9 protein-coding genes and 1 tRNA gene are annotated in these 22,301 nt (G+C 24.4%); 9 read left to right on the top strand and 1 reads right to left on the bottom strand.

Going from position 1 to position 22,301, the window contains the following annotated elements; translation table 4 throughout:
* Positions 1-2 precede the first annotated feature (2 nt).
* The 5 genes from T405_RS00870 (at position 3) to T405_RS00890 (ending at position 13,536) form a co-directional block, all read left to right on the top strand.
* A complete protein-coding gene (locus T405_RS00870; protein ID WP_051619515.1) occupies positions 3-1,382 on the top strand; it encodes an ABC transporter ATP-binding protein in 1,380 nt (459 codons plus the stop codon).
* Positions 1,372-2,694 (top strand): ABC transporter ATP-binding protein, encoded by a 1,323-nt coding sequence (locus T405_RS00875; RefSeq protein ID WP_036430165.1) that lies wholly within the window; start codon positions 1,372-1,374, stop codon positions 2,692-2,694. The genes T405_RS00870 and T405_RS00875 overlap by 11 nt, the downstream gene beginning before the upstream one ends.
* Positions 2,695-2,892: 198 nt before the next feature.
* A complete protein-coding gene (locus T405_RS00880; RefSeq protein ID WP_036430167.1) occupies positions 2,893-3,156 on the top strand; it encodes an HPr family phosphocarrier protein in 264 nt (87 codons plus the stop codon).
* Between the two features lie 78 nt (positions 3,157-3,234).
* Positions 3,235-3,319 (top strand) — tRNA-Leu (locus tag T405_RS00885).
* A 191-nt stretch (positions 3,320-3,510) separates the two neighbouring features.
* Positions 3,511-13,536: an SGNH/GDSL hydrolase family protein gene (locus tag T405_RS00890; RefSeq protein ID WP_036430169.1), complete on the top strand. Its 10,026-nt coding sequence runs from the start codon at positions 3,511-3,513 to the stop codon at positions 13,534-13,536.
* Between the two features lie 60 nt (positions 13,537-13,596).
* Here the strand turns inward: T405_RS00890 and T405_RS00895 are convergent, their stop codons facing one another.
* Positions 13,597-15,477, bottom strand: a complete 1,881-nt coding sequence (locus T405_RS00895) for a ribonuclease J (RefSeq protein ID WP_036430171.1) — start codon at positions 15,475-15,477, stop codon at positions 13,597-13,599.
* Between the two features lie 225 nt (positions 15,478-15,702).
* On the opposite strand from T405_RS00895, the gene ptsP reads away from it, so the two are divergent.
* From ptsP to lgt, 4 genes are all read left to right on the top strand, one after another.
* Positions 15,703-17,406 (top strand): phosphoenolpyruvate--protein phosphotransferase, encoded by a 1,704-nt coding sequence (ptsP, locus tag T405_RS00900; RefSeq protein WP_036430173.1) that lies wholly within the window; start codon positions 15,703-15,705, stop codon positions 17,404-17,406.
* Positions 17,407-17,469: 63 nt separating this feature from the next.
* A complete protein-coding gene (gene uvrA / locus T405_RS00905; protein ID WP_036430175.1) occupies positions 17,470-20,316 on the top strand; it encodes an excinuclease ABC subunit UvrA in 2,847 nt (948 codons plus the stop codon).
* Positions 20,317-20,350: 34 nt separating this feature from the next.
* Positions 20,351-21,322: an HPr(Ser) kinase/phosphatase gene (gene hprK, locus T405_RS00910; RefSeq protein ID WP_051619516.1), complete on the top strand. Its 972-nt coding sequence runs from the start codon at positions 20,351-20,353 to the stop codon at positions 21,320-21,322.
* A complete protein-coding gene (gene lgt / locus T405_RS00915; protein WP_036430177.1) occupies positions 21,315-22,295 on the top strand; it encodes a prolipoprotein diacylglyceryl transferase in 981 nt (326 codons plus the stop codon). Before hprK ends, lgt begins: the two co-directional genes overlap by 8 nt.
* Positions 22,296-22,301 lie beyond the last annotated feature (6 nt).

A 22,301-nucleotide genomic window follows, 5' to 3' on the forward strand; every position in this document is an offset into this window, starting at 1 on the left:
TTATGAAAAAAAATAATAATATTTTATATAAGAAACAATATAGATATAAGAGAAAACATTCATATCAATTCTTAACCAAAAAAACTACAGAAGAAAGTTTATTAATTAATCAAAAACAAGAAATACTAACTAAAAATAGTGAATATAACAAAGATATAACAAAAAAACAAAACAAACCAATTGAAACACAAAAAACAAATAATCAATCAAATAATTTAAATAAAAAATCATTTTTTTCTAAATTATTATTTTGAAGAAAAAACAAGAAATTTGATTTTGATAAATTTTATGAAAATGTGCAATATAAAGAACTTAGCGATGGTACTAAGTTAAAAATAGCTGCAGAAATTAAAGATATCCACTTATCATTTACAAATCCTGCTGTTCCAGGTCAAAAAAATAAAGTATTAAGAGGTCCTTCTATAGAAATATATGAAGGCAAAGTTCATGCTATCATAGGTGAATCAGGTTCTGGAAAATCCGTTATAACATCATTATTATATGGACTAACAGGTGATAATGCTGTTATTGATTCAGGAACTGTTAAACTATATAATAACAATGTAGAAAAATTCACATTCAAAGATTGAGAAAAATCAAAATATCGTGGAAAAATAGTTTCTGCTGTTTTCCAAAATCCTATGTCTACTTTAAACCCAACAATGAAAGTAGGAAACCAAATCATTGAAGGTATGTTATTAAACAAGGTAGTTAAAAATAAAAAGGAAGCATATTCAAGAGCGCTAGAATTTTTAAAACTAACAAAAATTAATGATCCCGAAGCTGTTATGAAATTATATCCTCATGAAATGTCAGGTGGAATGATTCAACGTGTTGTAATTGCAGCAATTGTAGCACTAGAACCTAAAATATTAGTAATGGATGAACCAACAACAGCACTAGATCCAACGGTTCAAGCATTAGTTTTAGATATAATTAAAGAATTGCAAGAAAAACTAAAATTATCAATAGTTTTTATTACTCATGATTTAGGTGTTGTTGCTTCTATTTCTGATTACATTTCAATAATGTATGCAGGACAAATTATAGAAGAAGGAACTAGAGAAGAAATTTTACATTATCCTCAACATCCATATACATGAGGTTTAATTATGAGTATGCCTGATGTTAATAAAGGTTCTCGTTTAGCGACTATTAGGGGAAGCGTACCATCTAATTTGAATAATATTAAAGGTGATGCGTTTGCAGTTAGAAATGATTATGCATTGGGAATAGACTTTCAAGAAGAACCAGATTTCTATCAAATTTCAGAAACACATAGAGTTAAATCTGCTTTATTAGATCAAAATGCTCCAAAATATGAACCACCACTATTGATTCAAAAACTATGAAAGGGATATTTAAATAAAGATGGAAAATAAAGAGATACTTTATAAAGTTAAAAAATTCCCTTTTGGAACTAAATATATCTTAAGAAAACAAACACCCGGAACAAGTCAAATGCTTAAACCTAAGCACAATGAACAAGAATTAGTTACAATTAGAAATCTTGATATAACATATGGTTCTGGTTCAAAAGAATTTAAAGCAGTTATGGATTTAAATTTAAATATTTATCAAGGTGAAGTGTTAGGTTTAGTAGGTGAATCAGGTTCAGGTAAAAGTACAATTGGAAAAGCTTTGGTAGGTTTAGTTCCACATAGTTTTGGAGAAATTAAATTATTAGGTAAAACATTACCTAAAAAACTAGTTCGTGGTTTTAAATTTGGAAAGAAACTAAAAGAATATAAAGAAATTGAGCACTTCTTAGTTAATAAAGTGCAAATGATTTTCCAAGATCCTGCTAATTCCTTAAATCCTCACGTGAACGTAGAAACAGTTGTTTCAGAAGGTTTATCAAACACAAAAAATGCTAAAGAAATTTATTTATTTAATTTTGATCAATTAGCAAAAAAGGCTATTTATGAAGAATTATGTGATATTCATCATAGCCAATTTTTTGGTGATTATGAACAATTATTAGAAAAAGAAATTACACAAGACAATGAATCAAGTTATAATGCATTATTTGTTAATTTATACCAAGATATAAAAAATCTGAATAACAATTATTTATTAAAAATTATTGAAAAATATAAACAAGAAAGAGATGATATTTTAAAATTCTCTGAAAAACAATGCAAAAGATTATTAGTTAAAGAAATTTTAAAATCTGTTGGTTTAGATGATTCAGTTCTAAGAAGATATCCTTTAGAATTCTCGGGTGGTCAACAACAAAGAATTGGAATATCTCGAGCAGTTGTTCTTAGACCACAATTATTAGTAGCAGATGAACCTATTTCAGCATTGGATGTGTCAATTCAAGCACAAGTAGTAAACATATTCAATGAGTTAAAAGAAAAATATAAATTAACTATTCTTTTTATTGCTCATGATTTAAGAATGGTTGAATATATATCAGATAGAATCGCTGTAATGAACAAAGGTAGGCTATTAGAAATAGGTAAAACAAATGAAATAATGTATCATTCTCTACATCCATATACTAAAAGTTTATTAGATGCTGTTCCTTCAATTGAAGGAAATAAGGGAAGTTTAATTGGTTATGTATATGATATTAATATGCATAATTATGATTCAGAAAACCAACCAAAATGAATCAAAATTAATGATGATCATTTTGTTTTGGGTACAGAACAAGAAGTTGAAAATTGAAAAAAAGGAATTTATTAAATTATTAAAATAGAATATTTTTTTATTCGATTTAATTTCACTAAACTAAAATTTATTAAAAATTAATTTAAATGATAATTTAAACTTTTATAAATTAGATAGTAATTTAAAACATGTATTAAATATAGTTAAATATAATAATTAAATTTTTATGCTATAATAAATAAGCAATAGATCTATTTAAAAGAAAGGTTAACTATGAAAGAATTTACAGCAAAAATTGTAGATCCAATTGGATTACATGCTCGTCCAACTTCTATCATTTGTACTACTGCTTCAAAATTCAAATCAGACTCAAAATTATTTTTCAATGGACGTGAAGGTAATTTAAAATCTATTATGAATATTATGGCTTTAGGAATCAAACATGGTGCTGAAATAACAATTAAAGCATCAGGTGATGATGAAGATGCAGCTATTTCAGCTATCAAAAAAGCTTTTGAAGAAAATCAATTAATATAATTTTTACACCCCTTAAAGGGTGTATTTTTATTTATTTACTAGATATAAATAAAAATTATAGTAAAATATAAAAGTTATGCCCGAGTGGTGAAATTGGCAGACACGCTAGACTAAGGATCTAGTGGAGCAATCCGTGCAGGTTCAAGTCCTGTCTTGGGCACCAAATATATTTTTTTAAATTTTCTATAACTCTTTTATACAAGCATATTTTTTATAAATATGCTTTTTTCTTTTTTATATTTTACTTTTAAGTCTATAGAATAGGGAAAAACGAAAAAAATATTATTGTAAAATATGTTATTATTAAGTATCAAAATTTTGTTATATATGAAATATATAACAAAGGAGGATAAAATGAAAAAGAAAACAGTAATATTTTCAAGCACTATAGCTTTATTAGCATCTATATCTATGACTGTATCTTGTCAAGCACCTGGTTCTTCTAAACCTATTCAAGGAGGAGGACAAAAATTCTTAGAAGAAATTCAAAGAGATGATTCTGATAACCAATTAATCGAATTAAATACTACTTTTGTCCAAAAACCTTCTGATAATTCTAATAAATTAAATTCAGATATTTTCATTCAAATAAATCCTACTAAAACAAAATCATATAGATTGTCTTCAGATAAATTAATTAAAAAATTTGACAAAATTAGATATGTTGCTTTAGGTGATTCAATAACCGAAGGATTTGATGGAACACTAACACAATCATATCCGGGAAAAAGAGAAAGTGATGGTTCTATATCTGGTGTGTCATATCCTGCTTATTTAGCTAGATTATTAAATTTTAATAATCGAGTTGAAAGTTTTAATAATTATGGTATTTCAGGTTCAAGAATTTTAGATTGAATAAAATTCTTAGGTATAGAATACAATGATAGTACTGTTTCTAATTATGATTTAACGAAAATATTTGGTGCAAACTGACAAAGCAAATCTAAAGAAATTAAAAAAGAATTAAGTCAAGCAAACTTAATCACATTTACACTTAGTGCAAATGACTTATTTTTCTTATTTTTTCAATCAGCTGCACAACAAGATGTTGCTAAGTTAATTAAAACAGTTTTAGAAGATGGAGCAGTTATTGGTGATGCTTTAGTCTTTGTTGATAAGTTATTTAAAAACTCACTAAGAGAAATGAAAAAAAGATTAATAACTTTTGTGTCTAATTTGAAATTATTAGCACCAAAAGCTAATATTAATTTAGTTGGTTATCCAACCCCTATGTTAGGTTTTGCAAACGTTATTTCTGAATATATTAGTTCATTATTAGGCATTAATATTGAAATATCACCTGTTCAGTTATTAACAGATTTAATTAATAAAGGGTTAAAAGAAATTTCTGAAATAACTCAGATTAACTTTATTAATCCAGTTAATGTTAATTATTGAAATAAGAATACAGAAAAAGTTTCTACTTTATTTTTTGATATTCATCCCAACTCTTATGGTTATAAAAAAATGGCAATGGATTTATATTTAAAAATAGCCAATCCATCTTTAGATATAGAAGATTTTAAAAATTATGACTTTAATCAAGAATTTATTGATTATGATAAAGAAAGCTTAAAATATCAAATTGAGGTTAATATAGAAGATTCTGCTTTATTTGGAATTAATACACTATCTTATTTAGAAAATAAAACAGAACAAGAACATAATGTGGATATTGAAAGAAATATTCATAATTTTGGTCAAAGAATAGCAGAATTAACAAAGACTTTTCAATATATAACTAGAGAAATATTTAACTATTTAACTGATAACGTAATATATAATGAAATAGATCCAGACCATTTAGTAAAAAATATTTTACATAAAGAAATAACACAAAATAAATTTGGTATGGATACAATTGTGGATAGTATTATAAATTCAAATGGTATTCAAAACATTTTATTTAATATTGAAAATCAATTGGTTTTATTAAGAGAAAATAATGAATTAACTTTACCTAATGTTTTGCAAACATTTACTAAATCTCTTTTTAATGAGCAAAATTTAGCAATTATCTTTAGTTCAATTTCAAAAAGTGAAGTCTTTGTTCAAAATAAAACTGAAATTTCTAATGCTTTAAAAGTTATTTTAAATAATGTTATTAAGATATATGGTTTAAATATTAATAAGACAATCTCTAATATTCTTATAGAAAAAGTACAAAAATACAACATAAATAAAGACGAGTTACAAAACATAATTCAATCTATAATTACTTCTGAACACACAAAAGGAATTATAAATTCCTTAGTTGATGCATTTGCTTTATATCCTGAAAACTTTAGCAATGTTCAAAATTTTAATGATATTATCCATTCGTTGTTTAAACAACCGCAAATAAATGAATTACTCGCTAAAAATATTAATAATTTAATTAAAGAATTATTAACAAATACAAAAGTAAAAGATATTGCTGTTGACTTTCTTTTTGATATCTTAACAAAAGAGAATTTAGCAAATAATATATCAAGAGAACAAATTGATTTAGTTATTAGCGATTTAATTAAACTTTTTGATACTATAAATACTGATTTTAGTTTAATAAATAGAATTACTCATGAAGTTTTAAATAATTTTTCAGCTTATGGAATTGATAATATAACTTCTTTATTTATTGATTCAATTGAAATTGTATTTAGAAGAGACTTCAGTAATGTTAAAGATGAATTATTGTTAGATTTATTACAAACAATAATAGGTTCTGATTTCTTTAATAATCATAAAGACTCAATTAAACAATTATTAAGAAATATTTTAGTTCAAGAGAATTTAGAAAAAATTTCAAATATAACTTCTAAATTACTTGAAAACACTAAATTAGTTAAATATATTTCCCAAGAGGGATTACAAAAATTTATTGTTATTGTATTTAGTCAACCTCAAATTTTGGAAATCCTAAATTTTGGTTTAGATAGTTTAATTGATAATTCACAGGAATTACTAAAAGCAAGAACATTAGATGATTTACTTAATGAAATTATTAAGCATTTAAATTTAGAAAACATTCAAGACTTATTAGTACCATTTGTTAATAATATTTTGAATAATGCAGAATTTCCTAATGTTATTAAGGATATCTTAACAACTTTAATGAGCAACTTTAATTTTGATTTAGAAAATGAATTAAATATACAATTCATTAATGATTTTTCAAATAATGTAATTAGTTTAATTAATGAATATAACATTATTGAACCTATTATTAATCAAATAACAAATCAAATAAAAATTGCAAGAACTTCAACTGACCCGACTTCTGAAATAAAGAAAATCCCAAGTTTATTACTTGAGATATTAAAAAATAAATTTACTGAAAATATAATTCCTAATATAAAAAATTTACTAAATAAAGATTGAGTTCAAAATAATCCACATGGTATATCAAATTTAGCAAGTGTTGTATTTGTTCAATTAAAAGATACAGGTATATTAAACCATGTGATTAATGATATTCTTAATATAGAACTAGAAAAAGAAACTATTATAAAATACATAGATAAAGATGAAGTTTTAGGATTAATAGATTCTCTTATTAATACTGAAGGAATAGCAGAATTAATACAAAAATTAATATTTACTGGATTAACAAATAGTGATTGAATTGATAACGTTAATAATATCAATCAATTTCTTAATTATTTATTAAATAATAATTCATTCAAAGAAGTTATAGTAAATAATTTAAAAACAATTTTAAAACAATTAGTTTTAGAAGGAAAATATCAAAAAACAATAGTTAAAACGATTAAAGTTTTATTAAATGATAATGGATATGTAGTAAACAATAAGTATGATGAAGTATTTTTAAATATAGTTCCAAGTATATTAAACACACTTACTACAACAAATAAATTTGATAATTTACTAGATACACTATTTAATGTAATACAAAAAGCAACTAACTTAAGTGATATTCAAAATAATTTACCTAATGACTTATTGATAAGTATAAATTTAAAAGATTTAAATTTATATACTAATTTATTAAAAACACCTTTATTTTCAGAAAATAAGGAATTAGCAAAAGAATTATTTAGAAATTTATATGACACATTTAAAAATGATCATTTACAAAAGGTTTTAAATTTAATTTTACCTAATCAAATTCTAGGAATATCGAAAGTTGATTTATCAAATTTAATTCTTAAAATTTCAAAAAATACAAACTTTATATCATTTATAAATAATTTATTTGGTTTCATTGTTGATAATTCAAGTAATATTGGGAATTCAGAAAACTTCATTCAAATAATTAATATATTTCTTAAAAATACAGAATTTATTAATCAAAATAAATCTTTATTAACTAATATTTTAAATGAATTAAAATCAAATAACACATTTGTGGAATTTATTAGCAATTTCCTTAAAGAACAATTATCTTCTTCTGAATTAAATTGAATATTTGCAAATACAACCAATGCAAACGGATTAATTAAAGAAATTCTAACTTTTAGTTTAGCTCAAATTGATCATTTTCATTTATTTGAACATCTATTTAATTCACTAAGTGAATATAGTTTAAGTTCAGAACAAAATTATCATTCAATCATTACAAATTTCTTAAATAATTTAAAAACAGAATTTACCGAAGATAAATTAAAAAATAACATAGTACATATAATAAAAAGTCTTCCAGAAAATTTTATTAATATTCATATAAATGATATAAAACAGGTTTTAGTCAACGTTTATGATTATTTAAAACAAAGACCTAATTTAGGTCAAACAATTTTAAACTTTTTACCAGTGAATTTAAAACAAGAAGTTCATAAATATGTTTCAAAAGAAGTCTTGAATAATATTTTATTTAATATTTTAAATAAAGAACAAACACGAACATTGTTTATTAACACAATCGATAATTTATTAAATATTAATAATTTAAATCAGTTAAATTCCTTTGATGACTTAATTAAAGCATTACTAAGAAACATCAATGGACAAGAATTAAAATCTAATCTAATTGCTTGATTAGATGAAATTGTGAGTGATACAAAATTATTAAGTAATTTAACTAGTGTTATTTCGAATGTTATTAAGTTTAATTTTAATAATTTATATAATAATCCACAAACTGATGAGTTTTTAAAATTATTTATTCCCGAAGTATATAGTTGAATTAAAGAATTCAACTTATTAGAAATAGTTTTTGAAGAAATTGTTTTACTATTAAATATTAATAATAACGAAGACCTTAATACAAAAATAAACACATTTAAAAATAATTTAATAACAAAATTAAAAGATAAAATAGTAGAAAATTGACATCCTTTAGTTAAAAAAATTTATGAATCTAACTTCTTTAATGAACAAAAAGAATATACAAAGTTCTTATTAAATGGAATTTTTGAGATTTTAGTTGATAATTTCGTTATCTTCAAAGATGTTTTAAATAATTTATTAATTGAAAATCAATTCATTGATTCAAACAATAAATTAACAGAGGATCAAATTAATTTATTAAAACCTTTATTAAAATCAATTAACAATATAGATACAAATGTTTCAATAATAGATAAACTAATAGAAATAGATAAATCATTAATTTCTCAAACAAATAATTCAAGTGAATTAATATCATTGTTAACTAACAAGTTAATAGAGTTTATCAATATAAAAGACTTTAAGTTAGTTAAAATCCTTTTAGGTTCTGATTTTATTAAATCTAACAAAAGTTTATTTAAACACATTTTTGAGCAACTATTAAGCAATCATTTTAATAAAACAAATATCGATAAACTTATTAATTTAATTCCTTTAGACACACTTGGTTCAAATTTAGGTATAAGAACGAATGATTTAAATGATTTTATTTCACAAATTCTTTTATCAGATAATTTAAAAAACATAATTAAAACAATTGTTAACTCAAGTATTGATAATATAGAAAGATTATCACAATCAAACTCATTTAATGAGTTGTTTATAAATATATTTAATATAAATAATTTAAAAGATAATATCAAAAATGATTTTGTTTCATTAATTAAAAATACTTTAACTGATAATAATGTTCAAGATAAACTAAGAGAATTTATTATTAATTTATTTAACAAGGAAATTTTAGTTCCTTATTTAGCAAATGTATCAGATAAAAATACACTAGCTCAAAATATTGTGAATATCTACCAAATAATTGACAATAGATTAAATATAAGTGAACTAATATTTGAAATTGTTTATTCACAATTAAGTAATAATGGAATTGATTTTAATGTTTCTAATTTTATTAATGCTTTTATTAATGGATTTAAACAAAAACTAGGAACAGAACAAGAACAAGAACAAAATTTAATTAATTTAATTAAAGATATTTTAAAATCTAATTTATTTAGTCAAAATAAATCAGATTTAGTTCAAATTGTAGTTAACATTATAAATAAACTTGCAGATGGTACTTTAGTTGATAATTTAATTAACAATTTATCTGATGACTTGAAAAATAACATTCAGAGATTCATTTCAATAGATTCATTAAAGGTAGTTTCTAAAGGAATATTTAAAAATCAACATTTTATAAATATTATCAAAGGTACAATTCAAAAAATTATAGAACATTCTAATGAGTTTGAAGATATTGATTCATATAGTTCATTAATCAAAAAAACACTTTCAATTATTTCATTAGATGAAGTTAAACAAGATTTAACTTCACTTATAACTCATATAGTTTCTGATAATGAAATCAAAAATGGGTTCGTTAACTTTTTAAGGACTACGCTATCTATAAATGGTGTTAATATAAAAAATACAAATATTTCAAATTTCATAAATGGTTTTGTAGAGAATTTAAATTCCATTTTGAATGATTTACAAATAATAAATCCAACAATAGATTCAATATTTAATTCGCTTATTGAAATTTCAAATACTCAAGATAGCAATGTAGTTGATCAATTTTTAACAATTCCTAATAAATTGATTGAAATTATTAAAGATATAGTATTTAAAAATCCTAAGACTTATCTTGATAGAATTTTAAATAACACATTTATATCAACTAATAAGGAAACATTTATTAAGATTGTTAGTTATATACTTATTCATAACAAAAACGTAGGTTCATTTGATACATTAATAACAAATTTAATAAATAAATTAGACAATAATCAAGAAATATTTAGGTTTATTGATAAAAATAATTTAAGAAATATCGCTTTATTCTTATTAAAAGATAACATTACAACTGAATTTATTGAACAAGTATTTCCTGAATTAATTGGGAATACAGATTGATTAAACAATTTAGATAATACATTTTTACTTGTAAAGAATTTATTAAATAATCCAAATATAGAAAATTACTTTAAAAATTCTTTAACCAAATCCCTTGAAAGAATTTTTGGACAAAGAGAATTATCTGTTATTTTAAGTTCTGTAATTGATTTTGTTTTAAGTAAATTTAATATAGATTTAACTGGTATTAATAAAATTAATCTTGTTAATAATATATTTAGTTCTGTAATTCCGTTTTTAAAAGATATCAATGTATTCAATCCTTTTGTTAACACATTAATTGATTCATTAAAAACTACAAATTCATTTGAAGAATTTTCTTCAAAATTATTGATTGAGATACCTAAATTATTTAATTTTAATTTCACAACAGTCAAATCATTTTTAAACAATTTCTCAACTATTAAAAATTCAAAAGATACCATAATACAAATAATTAATAGAATTTATACAATAATAACAACGAATGATAATGTGTTTAATAAATTGTTTAATTTAATTAATATAGATAGTCTTTTAGAACCATATAACATTACTAAAACACAAGTATTATATTTAATTAAAGTAATCTTAAAAGATAATAACTTTAGAATCCATTTAAGTGATGTAATTAATAATCTTTTAACTAGAATTGACATAATCAAAGAAGCAAGCAATTACAATGATTTAACCAAAAAAATATTAAATGATCAAAACTTAAAAAATACATTAAACACTATTTTCCAAAATACACTACAAGACTTATATAATGAATATGATTTTAAAGATGTTATAGCAAAAGTAGTTATTAAGAAAATTGAAGATACCAAGTTTTCTTATATATTCCAAGGGATTCCAAATAAAGAACAAATTGGAAGAACTTTAGTTGATATACTAAGAATTACTGACAGACATATAAGCATTTCTAATAATTTGATAACTTCATTAATTAATGAAGTTGCTACAAATGGTCTAGAATTAAACTTAAATAACTTGCTTGCTACAATAACTCAAGACTTAAATACTTTCTTTAATTCAAGTAATTTCGAACAAACTGCTATTAATTTATTAAAAGAAATAGCAACAAGTTCATCAATACAAAACAATAAAACTGATTTTTATAAATTAGTAGAAAACATTTTAGATTTTGTTATTCAAAAAACTGATTTAGGTTCAATGATATGAAACATCTTGAGTTCAGATATTCATGGATTTATAACTAAAAACCTAATTAATAAAGAAGAATTTGCGGGTGTTATTAATAAAGCATTAAAAGTAGACAGTTTAAAAAATGTTGTTTCTAACATAATTAAATATTTTATTGAAAATCACAGTCAATTTAGCAATTCTCATTCTTTTATTGATATTGTAAAACAGTATTTATCAATACAAAATAATGAAACAGAATTTAAAAATTCAATTAAAAAAGTTATTTTAGATGGTTTATCATCAACTGAAACAAGCAATTCTATCAAAGTCATAATTAACAAAGCAACTAGATTTTTAAATATAACTACAAATAATGAAATTAATACATTCATTCATAATTTTAGTTCTGGTGTTGGTCAACTTCTAGATAGGACAGGAATTTTAGAACAACTAACAAATGGTTTAGTCAAAACATTTAAGGAATCAAATAACTTAAATGAAATTCAAACAAACTTTTTTAATAATATCACTTCTAGCATAGAACTAACAAATATTACATTTATAACTAAAATAACTAATGATGAATTAATTCAAAATAATAAAACAGGAGTTAAAGATTTTTTAAGAAATTTAATTACTAATTTATTAGATAATGAACAAAAAATAAGAGAAGTTATTACAGAAATAAACATTGCTAAGTTATTGTTAAATAACACTGCTTTAAGTTCTTTGGTTAATGATACTATTATTCTAGCGTTAAGAAATCAGGATATTAGAGATGTAATCAACATTATATTTAGTGATTTTATTGATAGAGCTAGTTCTTATAGAAATAATCAAAATTGATTTGGTGCTATTAAAACCTTGTTAAATTCTCCAAGATCTAATGATTTAAAAATAAAATTAACTGGATGAGTTAGAACACTTTTTAAAAACCCTGATCCAAGATTCATGAAGGGTGCCGCAACCTTTTTAATTGATAAATTAAGAAATAGTGGTTATAATTTATCTCAAACCAACGATTTACAACTATTTGAAAATGTCATTAGAAACTTTTTCAAAGCATTAGAAAGAAGACCAGAGTTATATAAAATAATTGATAAAATCTATGAAAATATTAAATCAATAAACTTTGCAAATGGAGTTGAAAATACAAAAGACTTTAAAAAAGCGATTTTAAATGGTGCTTTACACTTAATATTAACAAATGATTATACTAACATTTCATTTTCATATTTATTAGATCAAAAAGATTTAATCAAAGAATTAATTAACTCATTAGGTGATGATAATTATGTTCAATTAATTCACAGATTATTTGAATCAAGTAATAGACATAATATGTCTGGAATATACAAGATAGTAAATAATTTTTTAGTTAAGACAGATTCAAATTCAAATTCAGATTCAAATTCAAATTCAAACCAAGTAGATAGTTATGGTTTTTCATTTGATGAAAATATCTTTAAAGTAATACCAAAAACAAGAGATTTCCTTTCAGTCTTATTCCAACCTATTTTCAGAAATATGATAAGAAAATCATCAAATAGAACATATAATCACAATCAACCAAAAGAAAACCCTGAATATAAAGCAATGTATAGATTATCTACTTTTATTTTATGATTTATCTATGAAAACGGTGGAGATGGTGGAAAATTCTGGAATGTATTTGGTCTTGATGTACAAGGGACATTTATGTCTGGTTTAGAAAGTGCTTTTCATGGTGCAAAATCTGAATTAACAAATATGTATAATGGATTATCAAATCAACATAAAGTTAATATTGGAGCATACTCTACTAGATATCCAAATGATTATAATAAAGAATTTATTTTAGGTAACCGTTCTGGTTCTACTACTGCAAGTAATTATTGAGCAGACCAATTGCTTGCATACATTTATTATAGAAAAGACGGAAGAAATTATCGTCGCGATAGATATCAAAGAAACAAAAACTTTAATGATGTTTTATTAGATTCTTTTGAAATAGGTTATTTAACACGATAATTTACATAATTAAAAATCAAACCCTTATTAAGGTTTTGATTTTTAATTTACCATTTAATCTTAAATTTCGTCTTCTTCATCTAAATCATTATCAGAATCAATATCGCCAAACATTTCTTGTTTTAACTCATTAAGCATTTTTTGTTGTTTATTAATTTTTTGTATTTTTGCTTCATTAACTTTAATTTGATTATTAAATGTTTCTTTATTATTTACAAAATTAATTTTATGTTCTAATAAATCAGTATCAGGTTCTTCATCTATATATATTATTGTAGGAACGATAATAGGTTTTCTTCTTTTTTCTTTAAAAAATAAATAAGATAATCTATCAATGATTACTTTTTTAATATCTTCTGTTGTTCAATTAGGGTTATTTTTTATCTGATGTAAAACACCACCATGACTAACTCTTCTTGCTTCTTCAACTAAATCTTTTGAAGTTTTTACAAAAAAACTCCCCCGGGTTATTATTTGAGGTCTTCCGATTATTATGTTTTTGTGTTTGTCAATTAAAAAGACAATATTAACAAAACCAGATTGTTTTAATTTCTCTCGCTCATTAATGATATTTGCGCTTGTGCTTAACACTGTATTTCCATCTATATAAATTGGACCAAAGTCAATTTTTTTATTACTTTTTGTAATCTTATTATTAAGCATGTGTCAAACTTGACCTTTTTCTAATAATAAAACATTTTTAGGATTCACACCATTTTCTATTGCTGTATTTCCATGAACAACTGACATTCTGTATTCACCGTGGTAAGGTAAAAAGTATTTAGGTTTAGTTAATCTAAAAATTTTATCATGTTCAAACTTATAAGCATGTCCTGAAGTATGTAAATAACCATCAATACCATTTTCTTTTATTATAACACCTAGTTTATACAATCTATTTACCAATAATTCTACTACCATTTTATTACCAGGAATAGGACTTGAAGAGAAAATCACAACATCACCTTTAGTTAATTTTATGGTTGCATGTTTTCCAAAACTCATCCGAGAAAGAGCAGCTAATTGTTCTCCTTGTGAACCAGTAGTTAAAATAACTAGATCTTTATCGGGGGTGTGAGGTAGTTGTTTTTTATCAATAAAAACACTATCTGCAACATTGATATAACCAAGTTTTCTACCTATTTTAACACCTTGTATCATTGATCTACCGAATGTAATAACTTTTTTCTTTAATTTTTCTGCTAATTCTATAATAACTTTAACTCTTGTTAAATTTGATGCAAACGTAGTTACAATAATTTTGTGTTTGGCTTGCTTCATTATATTTTGAATATCAGTTAAAATATCACTTTCACTTGGTGAATGATTTTCTCTCATAGCATTTGTTGAATCAGAAAGTAAAGCAGTTAGTCCTTGTTTACCAATTTCATCAAGTCTTGCAAAATCTGTGTAATTACCAATAGGTGTATAGTCAAATCTGAAGTCTCCAGTACACATAATAGAACCGTTAGGTGTTGTTATTCTAATACCAAATGCATCAGGGATTGAGTGTTGTGCAGTTCAGAAATCAACTTGACAGTTGTTAGCAAATTTATGCACATCACTTTTTTGAATTTCAATAAATTCAACTTTTTTTGTTATCTTATGTTCTTCAAATTTTAATTTTAAATATTGTATTGCTATTCTGGGTGCATAAATCTTATTTAATTTTGTCTGTTTAACTAAATAAACTACTCCCCCAATATGATCCTCATGACCATGAGTTATAAATAAACCTTCTATTATTTTGTCTTCTTGATTTAAATACTCATAATTAGGGATAATACCTTTAATACCAGTATTAAAGGTATCAGCAAATTTTATACCTGCATCAATAATGAAGATATGATTTTTATGTTCAATCAATAGTGTGGATTTTCCAATTTCTTCAAAACCACCCAAACCCACTATCTTAGTAGGTATTTTGTTTTTTGGATTCATAATTCTCCTAGTTTATTCTATGAATTTAAGAATATTAATTAAATTTAATTAATAACTTATTTATTATATAAAAAAACTCAAACATTAAATTATTTTTATTAAATAAATAAGATAATTAATTTATGTTAATATTTACATATTTTTTTGATAGTTATTTTTTAGAGAAATTATTATATATATTAAATTAATGTAAAATTCCATTCATACTCAATAAAGGAGAGAATTATGAAAATAAAAGGTATCGGAGCATCAAAGGGCGTAGCAATTGCAAAGGTATTTAAAATAGAAGAATTACCTGTAGAAATTACACAATTTACAAATAATATAGATGCAGAATTAAATTTATATAAATCATCAAGAGATGTTGTAGTAAATAATATTAATAAAACAAAGGAATTAGCAAGCAAACCAGAACATGCAGCAATTTTTCAAGCACACATTGATTTTGTTTTAGATCCATATGCAATTGAAACAATAGAAAATAATATTAAAAAAAATAAATATACAGCTGAATATGCAGTTAATTCATTTTACACTGAATTTGCAAACATGTTTGCAAATATGGATGATGAATATATGAAAGAAAGATCATCTGATGTCAAAGATGTTCTTAAAAAAATATTATATGCATTAAATGGTATAACAGAATCTAATTTATTAAGTATTAATGAAGAAGTTGTTATTGTAGCAGAAGATTTAACTCCTTCTCAAACAGTGCAATTAAATAAACAATTTGTTAAAGGTTTTGTAACTAATATAGGTGGACCTACTTCTCATACTGCAATAATGGCTAGAAGTTTAGGGATACCAAGCGTTGTTGGAACTAATAATGTTTTAGAAAAAGTAAAAAATGGTGATTTAATAGCTTTAGACGGAACAAAAGGTGATGTTGTTATTAATCCAAATCAAGAACAAATGGAATACTTTACTTTACAAAAAGAAAAATTCTTAAAGTATTTAGAAAGATTAACAACTTTAAAAGGCAAAGAATCTAAAACAAAAGATAATCATAAAGTAGAATTAGCAGCAAATATTGGAACCCCAAAAGACATTCAATCAGTTTTAGATAATGATGCAGAAGCAATAGGGTTATTTAGATCAGAATTTTTATATATGGATAACAATGATTGACCAACTGAAGAAGAACAATTCCAAGCATACAAAGCAGTTGTTGAAAAAATGAATGGAAAAAGAGTTGTTATTAGAACTTTAGATATTGGTGGAGATAAAACATTAAAATACTTTAAGTTTCCATATGAAATGAATCCATTTTTAGGTTATCGTGCAATAAGATTTTGTTTACAAAACAGAGAAATTTTTAAAACTCAACTTAGAGCTTTAATTAGATCTAGTGAATTTGGTAAGGTAGCAATAATGTTTCCAATGATAACAAATGTTCAAGAATTTTTAGATGCAAAAGAAGTGTATAAAGAAGCATACGATGAAGTTTATAAAGTAAACAAAAACATCAGACCAATTGAAGAAATTGAAGTAGGATTAATGATGGAAACGCCGGCAGCTGCTGTATTAAGTGATAAATTTTCAAAATATGCAGACTTTGTGTCAATTGGAACAAATGACTTAATTCAATATTCAATGGCTTCAGATAGAATGAACGAAAATGTATCTTATTTATATCAACCTTTAAATCCATCAATTTTAAGACTAATTAAACAAGTTATAGATGGAGCACATAAATATGGAAAATGAGCAGGAATGTGTGGAGAAATGGCTGGAGATAAAAGAGCACTACCTATTTTATTAGGTCTTGGACTAGATGAATTTTCAATGTCTGCAAGTAATGTATTAGAAAGCAGAGAATTAATTAACAATTTATCATTTAAGCAAATGCAAGAATTAGCTAATCAAGTTCTTGATTTAGATACAGAACAACAAGTTATTGACTTTTTAAATAAAAATCTTAAATAAATACTGTTTTAGTATTTATTTTTTGTATATATCAATTTAATATAATTAAATAAAGGATTTAAGATGGAAGAAGATAAATTAATAATTAAAGGTGCCCGTGAAAATAATTTAAAAAACATTGATTTAACTATACCGAAAAACAAATTAGTTGTTTTTACAGGATTGTCAGGGAGTGGAAAAAGTTCTTTGGCTTTTAATACTATTTATGAAGAAGGTAGAAGAAGATATATAGATTCATTGAGTGCATATTCTAGAATGTTTTTAGGTGGAACTAAAAAACCTGATGTAGATAAAATTCAAGGTCTCTCTCCTGCTATTTCTATTGAACAAAAAACAACTCATAATAACCCTCGTTCTACAGTAGGTACTGTAACTGAATTGTATGATTATTTTAGATTATTATTTGCTCGCATAGGAAAATCATACTGTCCTAATCATGATATAGAAATTTCTTCACAAACTAACAAGGACATTATTGAACAAATTTTTAATCAATGAAAAGGTCAAAAAATTAACATTTATGCCCCATTAGTTCAAGGAGAAAAAGGAACTCATCAAAATTTGTTAGAAAAACTCAATAAAGAAGGGTATCTAAGAGTTAAAATAGATGGAAATATTTATTCACTAGATGATGTTATAGATTTAAATAAAAATCAAAAGCATGATATTGATTTATTGATTTTTAGAACTGAAATTATTGAAGATAAATATAACGAAATATCTGAATCGATTAACATAGCAACTAATAAATCTGGAGGATTGGTTAAAATAGAAAACACAGAAAATAACCAATCTAAAATTTATTCAAAACTATATTCATGTATTTACAAAGATTTTTCTGTTCCTAATATAGAACCTAGATTATTCTCATTTAATGCACCATATGGAATGTGTTTAAATTGCAAAGGTTTAGGTGTTGAATATAAAGCAGATATTGATGTTTTAATTCCAGAAACTTGAAGAACAATTAATCAAGGGGCAATTAAATATTATGCAAATATAGTAAATACAGAAAACCTAGAATGACAAACATTTGATGCTTTATTAACTCACTATCAAATACCTAAAGATTTACCGTTTGATGAAATGAATGATTTTCAAGTTAATAAAATATTATATGGCTCTAAAGATGAAGAAATTGAATATGTTTTAGTATCAAGCACGGGAAATAAATATCGTAAAAAAGAACCAATTAATGGTATTTTAACAATGATTGAGAATTTGTATTATGAAACAAGTTCTGAAAACAGAAGAGATTATTTAAAGAAATATATGGGAACTTTTGCTTGTCATTTATGCAAGGGTTCAAGACTAAATCAAAATGCTTTAAGTGTAAAAGTTGATAAATTAAATATTTATGAATTTATGCAATTTTCAATAGAAAAACTAATAGAAAAATTCGATGAATTAATTAATAGTTTTTCTGAAAACGAAAAAACCATTTCTAACTTAATTGTTAAAGAAATAACAGATAGATTGAGTTTTTTAAAAAATGTTGGTTTAGAATATTTAACATTAGACCGTAGTGCTGAAACACTTTCAGGAGGTGAAGCTCAAAGAATTAGATTAGCTACACAAATTGGTTCAAATTTGAGTGGTGTGTTATATGTTTTAGATGAACCTTCCATAGGATTGCATCAAAGAGATAATTTAAAATTAATCAAAACATTAAGAAGTATGGTTGATTTAGGAAATACATTAATAGTAGTTGAACACGATGAAGATACAATGTTTGCAGCAGACCATATCGTAGATATTGGACCTTTAGCAGGTGAACAAGGTGGACAAGTTGTAGGTAATGGAACTATAGATGATATTATCTTACAAGAACAATCTATTACAGGAAAATATTTATCAGGAGAGTGAAAAATCGGTATTCCTAATAAAAGAAGACCTGGTAATGGTAATTTTATAGAAATTAAGGGTGCAAGAGAAAACAATTTAAAAAATATCGATGTCAAAATTCCATTAGGTAAACTAGTAGGAATCACAGGAGTATCAGGAAGTGGAAAAAGTACACTAATCAATGATATTTTAGTTAACGGTATCTTACACATGAATGGTAGTGCAACTGAAGGTATAAGTAAAAAAGCAAAATTTGATACTATTAAAGGTCTAGTTAATGTTGATAAAGTTGTAGCAGTTTCACAATCTCCTATAGGGAGAACTCCGAGATCTAATCCAGCTACATATACAGGAGTTTTCGATGATATCAGAGAAGTTTTTGCTAATTTATCTGAATCAAGATCACGAGGATATACTAAAGGAACATTTAGTTTTAACACACCAGGAGGAAGATGTGAAAGATGTTCTGGTGATGGTTATTTAAAAATAGAAATGCATTTTTTACCTGATGTTTATGTACCTTGTGATGATTGTCAAGGCAAACGTTATAGCAAAGAAACTTTAGAAATTTTATACCATGAAAAAAACATTAATGATGTTTTAGAAATGAGTATAGATCGGGCATTAGAATTTTTTGATTCAAATAAAAAAATCATTGAAAAACTACACTTTTTAAAAGATGTAGGTCTAGGTTATATTAAACTAGGTCAAATGTCTACTACATTATCAGGTGGAGAAGCACAAAGGGTTAAGTTAGCTACATATTTACAAAAAAAACCAACTGGAAAAACAATTTATGTTCTTGATGAACCAACAACAGGACTTCATATTCACGATGTTAAAAAATTAATAGAAATTTTAAATAGAATTGTTGATAATGGAGACACAGTAGTTGTTATTGAGCATAATCTAGATGTAATTAAAAATTGTGATTATTTAATTGATCTAGGGCCAGAAGGCGGAATTAAAGGTGGTCAAGTAATATCACAAGGTTCTCCAGAAACAGTTGCACAGTCTCAAAGAAGTTATACAGGTCAGTTTTTAAAAAAAATATTAAATAAATAGTTAAATTATATATAATTTTAATATTTAGGAATTTATGGATCAAAAACTTAAAAAAAATCTTAATATAGTTGATAACTTAAAGCAAAAAAAAGTTAGTGTTAAAGAAATAGTTAATTTTTTTAATTTAAAAATTATCAACGAAAAAACATCAGAAATTAAATGAGGTTATATTTATCAACCCGCAATCAAAAGAGTTGGTTTAGAACTATCTGAATTAATTAATAATGAACGATTGAATCGAAATGTAATTGCTTGAGGAACAAGTGAATCATTATGATTCCAAAAAATAGGTAAAGAGCGTTCACTTAAAGCAATTGAACATATTTTTAAAGAACAACCACCTTTAGTGATTTTATCTAAAGGAGTTATGAAACCATCATTATCTTGAGTTTTATCAATGGCAGATAAATATGGAGTACCATTATGCTTATCAAAAGTAAGCTCATCGTTTATTAGTACTAACATAGGTTCATATTTAAATAATTATTTCGGTGAAGAAATACAAGTACATGGATGTTTGGTTTTAATTGGTGGTACTGGAGTTTTAATTATTGGACAAAGTGGTGCTGGTAAATCTGAAGCTGCTCTTGAATTAGTTCAAAGAGGACATGTTCTCATTAGTGATGATTCTGTGTTAATTAGAGATAACGGAAATATCTTTATAGGTAGTTCTCCTAAGATTACAAAAGATTTCTTAGAAGCCCGTGGAATCGGGATAATTGATATCAAGCGTGCATATGGTATTAGATCTGTTACAGGTTCTTCCATTATTAACTTAGTTGTTGAATTAGTTAAAGTAGACAAACAAAACGAATTAGATCGTTTAGGTGTTGATTTTCTACAATTCCCAATCTTTGGCCGTTATATTAAAAAAATTCAAGTTCCAATTAAAGAAGGTGGATCTGTTGCGTCATTAATAGAAGCTGCTGTAAATTCATATTTATTAAGATTAGATGGTGTTGATGTTTTAAAAGAAATACAAGGAAGGAGTTCAGATAATGAATAATACCCCTATTTATGTTCCGGAATATGCTTATCAAGCTGGTAGTTCAACTCCATTGTTTAGCATTGGTTCATTTGATTTTCAAGTATATTCTTTAACTATTATGCTTGGTTATTTATGTTCAATTTTAACAATCTTATTTTTCTGAAGAAGAGAAAAATTAAATATGGAAAAATTATATGTTCTGATTTTAATTACAATACCAATGGGAATTTTAGGTTCGCGTTTTGGTTATATGGTAGAACAATGAATTTATGCAGATATTCCTTTTAATGGTTCTGCTTGGTGAAAAATATGAGAAGGTGGACTAAGTATTCAAGGTGGTTTAATAATTACTATTTTAGTAGATTTATTTTATTGTTATACACAGCGAAAATATTTAGATATTCGAAAAGCAGCATCATTAATTATTCCTACAATACTAATAGGACAATTTATTGGTCGTTGAGGAAATTATGCAAATCACGAAGTTTATGGAAAAATAGACTGAACCGGTTCTAGTGTTTTAATTTTCGGAAAAGGTTTTGCTCACAATATGTTTATTTCTGATGCATATACTAATTCATTAGGATTACATGGAGCTTATAGATATCCATTATTCTTATATGAAGGAATTGCAAACTTAGTAGGTTATTTACTAATAGTATGAGTTGCAAACTTCTTTGGTTTATTTAAGCCAGGAACAAGCGTTGGTCTATATTTAATTTGATACGGATTAATACGTATGGGAATGGAACCACTAAGAGAAGAATCGTATAATTTATATGAATATGTAGCAATAGGATTTGTCTTAGTTGGTGCATTAGTATTTGTCTATTACCAATTCTGAAATAACATTAAATATACAGTTACAAAAAAACATAAAGTATTCAAGTTTTATAATTATGAAAATGAAGAATCATATTTCATTCATGTAGATAATACATCTATACCTCATTTATTTAAAAAAAACTTAACTTATACATGATTTAAATAAGGAGAA

Origin of the sequence: Mycoplasmopsis felis ATCC 23391, from assembly GCF_000701865.1 — a bacterium.
In the GTDB taxonomy this organism is placed as follows: domain Bacteria; phylum Bacillota_I; class Bacilli_A; order Mycoplasmatales; family Metamycoplasmataceae; genus Mycoplasmopsis; species Mycoplasmopsis felis.